We start from the raw sequence: 6239 nt of genomic DNA, 5'->3' as shown, positions 1-6239 counted from the left end.
CGTCCGCCTGGGTGTAGGCCAGGTCCGCTTCGCCGAAGAAGAACGTGCCGAAGGCGCTCGATGCGCCACCGCCCACGCCATACACCGGGATCGTATTGCCGTTCACGTTCTGCGTGGCGGCCGAGAGCGTCTGACGACCGATATTGAACGAGCCGCCGATATCCAGCGCGCTCGACCAGGTGTAGTCGAGGCGGGCGGTGAAGGTCGGGATCTTGTTGCTGCTGGTGATCGGATCGCCCAGCGCGTTGGTGCCCGTCTGTACCACCGAGCCATAGGTGCGGTACTGTTCGTTGCCGAGCATGAACTTCCATGCCCAGTTGCTGCCGTCGCCCGTGTAGTTCACGCCGACGCCGACATAGCTGCCCGGATCGGAGAAGTCATACAGCAGGTTGTGCGTGAGCGTCAGCATCTGGTTCGACTGCTGCACTTCATAGCCGCCGAAGCTCGGCATCAAACCGGCTACGAAGGTTGTCGTCGCCGTCACAGGGACGGTAATGACAGCCGTATTCAGAATGTTGTTGCCGATTTCGCCGTGCTCGTTCTGCAGCAACGTAATACCGTTGCCGCGGTTCGGCATCAACGTGATCTCGGCCGACGGCGCCATCGGGCCGACACCGAAGGTCTTCTTGATATCGAGGTACAGATCGCCGAACGTACTGTTGAAATAGTTGTAGCTACTTTCGTGGTTCGCGAACAGGAACGACGAGCTGCTTGCCGCGCGGTTATAGATGTAGGTCGGATCGATATAGCCCGTCACCGACAGACCGGCGATCGGACCTGTGTTCTGCGCGTCCACCAACGAATCGACCTTCAGCTGCTGATTGGCGAGCTGCTGCTTCATCGAATCGACCTGATCGTTGGTCAGCGTTGCGCGTGCCTTGCCGTAGTCCGGCGAAGAGATGTCCACCGGCGCAGCGGCCACTGCCGGGGCAAGAGCCGCTGTCTCCGTAGCCACCGCTTTAGGCTTGCTGGCGACTTCAGTGCGCAACTGCTTCACTTCTTTTTGCAGTGCATTGAGTTGAGCTTGCAGCGCCTTGATCTGGTCGCTGGTGGCGTCTGCCATGGCAAAGCCAGGCAGACTCCCCGCCACTAACAGACAGATGAGTTTCTTTCTCATGCAGATTCTCCTGATTGGTCGTATTGCTGCGAATTTCCTATGCGCTGGCCGTGTCGAGCGACTTCCGCGCCGTTGCGGGTTGCGGCGCAGCGGGAGCTGCATCGGCGGCTTCGGCCACGGCCAACGCCGCTTGCATATCGCGCAGACGCTTACGTTCTTTGGCAACCAGCAGGGTGTTCACGCTGACCACCCCAATCGTCACCAGACTGATGAAGATCGTCGCCAGCGCGTTCATTTCCGGATTCAGGCCGAGGCGCACACGTGAGAACACAACGAGCGGCAGCGTGGTTGAGCCCGGACCCGACAGAAACGCGGACAGCACGAGGTCGTCGATCGACAACGTGAACGACAGCAGCCAGCCGGACATCAACGCCTGCGAGATCAGCGGCAACGTGATAACGAAAAACACCTTGAGCGGTGTGGCGCCCAGGTTAAGTGCGGCTTCTTCGAGCGATCTGTTCAACTCCTTCACGCGTGACTGCACGATGATCGCCACATAGGACACGCACAGCATCACGTGACCGATCCACATCGTGACGACGCCGCGGCCCTTCGGCCAGCCGAGCATCTGTTCCATCGCCACGAACAGCAGCAGCAGCGAAATGCCCTGAATCACTTCAGGAATCACGAGCGGCGCGTTGATCATGCCGGCGAACAGCGTGAAGCCGCGAAAGCGCCCGAACCGGGCCAGCACGAAGCCGGCCCATGTGCCGATCACTACCGACGCACACGCCGTCATCAGACCGATCTTTAGCGACAGCCAGGCAGCGGTAAGCAACTCGTCGTCCTGCAGCAGCGCGGCATACCATTTCAGCGAGAAGCCGGACCAGATCGTGACGAGCTTCGACTCGTTGAACGAGAACACGACGAGACTGATGATCGGGATGTACAGAAACAGGAACCCGAACGTCAGCACGCCGGTGGAAAGGGTTTTATTTGGCTTGATCATTTCGCGCCCTCCAGTTCCTTGACCTGGTAGTACTGGAACACGGCCATCGGCACGAGCAGAAGCAGAACCATCGCGACCGTCACGGCGGACGCCATTGGCCAGTCCATGTCGTTGAAGAACTCATTCCACATCACGCGGCCGATCATCAGCGTGTCGGCGCCACCCAGCAGTTCGGGAATCACGTACTCGCCAACGGCCGGAATGAACACCAGCAGGCTGCCGGCGATGATGCCGTTCTTCGACAGTGGCAACGTGATACGCGTGAATGCGGTCCACGGTTTGCAGCCGAGGTCGTAAGCGGCTTCGAGCAGCGTGAGGTCCAACTTCACCAGGTGGGCGTAAAGCGGCATCACCATGAACGGCAGGTACGAATAGACCATGCCGATATAGACGCCGATATCCGTGTGATAAAGCCGCAGCGGCGAATGGATCATGCCGATGGCCATCAGCGTGTGGTTAAGCAGGCCGTCGTCTTTCAGAATGCCGATCCATGCGTACACGCGAATCAGGAACGACGTCCAGAACGGCAGCATCACGCCCATCATCAGCAGATTGCGTTTCGCGGGCTCGGAGCGTGCGATGTAGTACGCAACCGGATAGCCGATCAACAGGCAGCAGAAAGTCGAGACCGCAGCCATCTTCAGCGAGCTGATATAGGTGGCGACATACAGGTCGTCCTGCAACAGGAACGCGTAGTGCCCCAGTTGCATGACCACGTGGAGCACGCCATCCTTCGCACTGAGGAGATCGGTGTACGGCGGAATGCCAAGCCGCGAGTCGGTGAAACTAATCTTCAGCACCAGTACGAACGGAACGGCGAAGAACAGCGTCAGCCACAGGAACGGCACGCCGATTACGGTCGTGCGGCCCGACGGCAGCAGCATGGAGAGGCGTCTTTTTAGCGAGCCGAACAACCGGCTGCCGGACGGCGCGCCGAGCGCCGCGGGGGAGGTAGTGGGATTGCTCATTGCGTCAGCACCACGCCGCTAGCCGGCGACCAGTAGATGAACACGTCGTCGTTATAGGACGGCGCACCTTCGCTCATCAGATGCGAGCTGGAGAGATTCGACACGACGGTTTTGCCGCTCGGCAGGCGCACGTGATACAGCGAATAGCTGCCCATGTATGCGACATCCGAGACTACGCCGCGCGCCCAGTTGTGCGGCGTCGCGGGCTTGTCGAGCGAGACCTTCACGCGTTCCGGGCGCACCGAGATACCCACCGGCATGCCGAGCGGGCCAGTAATGCCATGGCTCACGTAGATGCGCGATTCGAGGTCCTGGCTTTCGACGAAGATGTGATCCGGTTCATCCGCGACGACCGTGCCTTCGAACAGATTGGTCGAGCCGATGAATTCAGCCGAGAAACGGCTATTCGGAAACTCGTACACCTGGCTCGGAGAGCCGATCTGCACAATGTGGCCTTCGCTCATCACCGCGATACGGCCTGCCATCGTCATCGCTTCTTCCTGATCGTGGGTGACCATCACGCAGGTCACGTCGACTTTCTCGATGATGTTGACCAGTTCGAGCTGCGTTTTCTGGCGGATCTGTTTGTCGAGCGCGGACATGGGCTCGTCGAGCAGCAGCAGCTTGGGCCGTTTGACGAGCGAACGGGCCAGTGCCACACGCTGCTGCTGGCCGCCAGAGAGCTGATGCGGTTTGCGCTGCGCATATTTGCTCATCTGCACGAGATTGAGCGCGTCGGCGACGCGCTCCCTGATCTCGTTCTTTGGCGTGCCTTCCTGTTTGAGCCCAAAGGCGATGTTCGCTTCGACCGTCATGTGCGGGAACAACGCATACGACTGGAACATCATGTTGACCGGGCGTTTGTACGGCGGCATCGCAGCGAGATCTTCGCCGTCGACGAAGATGCGCCCGGAGGTGACCGTTTCCAGTCCGGCGAGCATGCGCAGGAGCGTGGATTTTCCGCAGCCGGAACTGCCAAGCAATGCGAACAGTTCGTTCTTCGCGATGTTCAGGTTGACGTTATTGACAGCGGTACTATCGCCGAATTTTTTCACAACGTTTTCGATGCGGACGAATTCGTCCGATTTCGATTTTGTCGTCGGGGCGGGGCGGGCCATCTGGGTGGCGCCGGCTACGCGATTTGATGTCGTCGAGTTCATGATGTAACCATTCCTTGCGGATCGCGAGCGCAAGTGTCTCCATACGAGGCGCTGAGAGCGGCTCGCAAGATGCGCTGCGATCGGGAAACATGGGACTGCGCGTGGCTGGGACGCTAAAAGCGCGCAGGCTGACTACTGTGCTGCTTATTTCATGCGGGCAGGGATCAAGCGACCCCTGCTATGAAGGGTTATATGAGTTTGTTTGGCGCGGTTATCTATTTAGTGGCCTGTTTTAAGCTGGGCCCAGAGGCGGTTCTCAAGCCGAAGGATGTCAGTGGGCAACGGCTTCAACAGGGTCATTTTCTTCAGCACATCCACCGCCGGGTACACACCCTGGTCATGCAAAACAGCCGGTGTGACGAACTGGCGTGCGGGGACGTTAGCGGTCGGATAGAAAACCTCGTTGGTAATGGCCGCGTTAACTTTCGGGTCTTCGATGTAATTGATCCACGCGAGCGCCGCTTCGGCGTGCGGTGCATCCTTCGGGATCACCATCACGTCGAACCACACCAGGCCACCTTCCTTCACGTTGTTGAACTTGATCTCGTATGAACGCTTGGCCTCCTCCGCACGGCGATGCGCTATGCCGACGTCGCCCGACCAGCCGAGCGTGACGCAAATGTCGTTGTTCGCGAGGTCGTTGATGTAGCCCGACGAGTTGAACTGGGTGATGTACGGACGAACCTTCTTCAGCACTTCGAAGGCAGCCTGATAGTCTGCCGGACTCGTGCTGTTCGGGTCCTTGTGCATGTATTGCAGCGTGGCGGCAAACACGTCGACGGGCTGATCGAGGAATGACACGCCGCAACTCTTCAACTTGGAGACGTACGCCGGATCAAGCACCAGTGCCCAACTGTCAACGGGGGCATCCGCACCCAAGGCTTTCTGAACGGCCTGCACGTTGTAGCCGATGCCGTCGGTGCCGTAAGCGTAGGGCGCACCGTACTGGTTGCCTGGATCAGCCTCACTGATGATCTTCATCAGCGTGGGATCCAGATTGGCGAGATTGGGGAGTTTCGTCTTGTCGAGCTTCTGATACACGCCGGCCTGAATCTGCTTGGCCATATAGTTCGATGTCGGTACAACGATGTCATAGCCGGAACTGCCGGCCAACAGCTTGGCCTGCAGCGTGTCGTCGCTGTCGTAGTTGTCATACTTCACGTGGACACCGCTCTGTTTCTCGAAGTTCGGAATCGTGTCCTTGGCGATATAGTCCGACCAGTTGTACACATTCAGTTCCGTGTCGGCCGCCAGCGCCGGCGTGACCGACAACGCACAGAGGCTGGTGAAGGCGAGTAGCGCGGCTCCCGCGGCTGCATGGCGAAGATGACGTCCAGAATGACAAGCGCTCATGATGTTTTCCCTGGTAAGTAAAGAATCCGGTGCGAGCGTCTGTCGGTGCTCTCGCCGGACGAAATTGGCGTTGAGAAAAGCCGGGTTATGGAATGGCCTTAAACGTGCAGCAGCAAATGCCGGCGTTCCCACGAACTGATCACGCGGAAAAACGCTTCGTATTCGGTTTCTTTCAGAGCGAGGTAGGCTTTGACGAATTTCTCACCGAGTACTTCGGCGATCGGTTCGCAAGCGCCCATCAACGTCAAACCCTCTTCCAGATTGCGCGGCAACTCGTACGGCAATTCGTAACCGTCGCTGAGCAGCGGCTCAGTGGCTTCGAGGTTTTGTGTCATGCCGAGATAGCCTGCAGCCAGGGTCGCGGCAATCGCTAGATACGGATTGCAGTCCACACCCGGAATGCGGTTTTCGATGCGGCGCGCAGCCGGCCCCGAATGCGGAATCCGGAAACCCACCGTGCGGTTGTCGTAACCCCATGCCACGTTGATCGGTGCAGCCATGAAGCGCGACAGGCGGCGATACGAGTTGATGTACGGCGCGAAGATCGGCATCAGTGCAGGCGTGTATTTCTGCAGACCCGCGATATAGCCGGTGAACATCGATGTCGGTTTGCCGTCGGGACCCGTGAACAGGTTGTGCCCGGTTTCTTCGTCCACGAGGCTCTGGTGCATGTGCATTGCCGAGCCCGGTTC

At 59.0% G+C, this 6239-nt stretch carries 5 protein-coding genes and 1 pseudogene; all 6 read right to left on the bottom strand.

Annotated features, from left to right (window positions below):
- A partial coding sequence (locus HHL24_RS42890; RefSeq protein WP_169491285.1) for a DUF3138 family protein occupies positions 1-1117 on the bottom strand: 1117 nt, incomplete at its 3' end.
- A 37-nt stretch (positions 1118-1154) separates the two neighbouring features.
- Positions 1155-2066: an ABC transporter permease subunit gene (locus tag HHL24_RS42885; protein WP_169491284.1), complete on the bottom strand. Its 912-nt coding sequence runs from the start codon at positions 2064-2066 to the stop codon at positions 1155-1157.
- Entirely contained in the window at positions 2063-3034 is a 972-nt protein-coding gene (locus tag HHL24_RS42880; protein ID WP_169491283.1) for an ABC transporter permease subunit, read from the bottom strand. Before HHL24_RS42880 ends, HHL24_RS42885 begins: the two co-directional genes overlap by 4 nt.
- Positions 3031-4194, bottom strand: coding sequence for an ABC transporter ATP-binding protein (locus tag HHL24_RS42875; RefSeq protein ID WP_407947561.1), 1164 nt, complete (start codon positions 4192-4194; stop codon positions 3031-3033). Before HHL24_RS42875 ends, HHL24_RS42880 begins: the two co-directional genes overlap by 4 nt.
- 219 nt (positions 4195-4413) lie before the next feature.
- Positions 4414-5547, bottom strand: a complete 1134-nt coding sequence (locus tag HHL24_RS42870) for a polyamine ABC transporter substrate-binding protein (protein ID WP_169491282.1) — start codon at positions 5545-5547, stop codon at positions 4414-4416.
- Positions 5548-5645: 98 nt separating this feature from the next.
- Positions 5646-6239 (bottom strand): annotated as a pseudogene (locus tag HHL24_RS42865) (glutamine synthetase); the annotation flags it as partial.

Source organism: Paraburkholderia polaris (assembly GCF_012927345.1).
Lineage (GTDB): Bacteria > Pseudomonadota > Gammaproteobacteria > Burkholderiales > Burkholderiaceae > Paraburkholderia > Paraburkholderia polaris.
The sequence above is the reverse complement of the archived record's forward strand: the minus strand, read 5'-3'. Positions and strand labels throughout refer to the sequence as shown.

What these genes read in the sequence shown, in the direction of transcription:
- HHL24_RS42885 (WP_169491284.1), bottom strand. Translation starts at nt 2,066, where the DNA reads ATGATCAAGCCAAATAAAACCCTTTCCACCGGCGTGCTGACGTTCGGG.
- HHL24_RS42880 (WP_169491283.1), bottom strand. Translation starts at nt 3,034, where the DNA reads ATGAGCAATCCCACTACCTCCCCCGCGGCGCTCGGCGCGCCGTCCGGC.
- HHL24_RS42875 (WP_407947561.1), bottom strand. Translation starts at nt 4,194, where the DNA reads ATGAACTCGACGACATCAAATCGCGTAGCCGGCGCCACCCAGATGGCC.
- HHL24_RS42870 (WP_169491282.1), bottom strand. Translation starts at nt 5,547, where the DNA reads ATGAGCGCTTGTCATTCTGGACGTCATCTTCGCCATGCAGCCGCGGGA.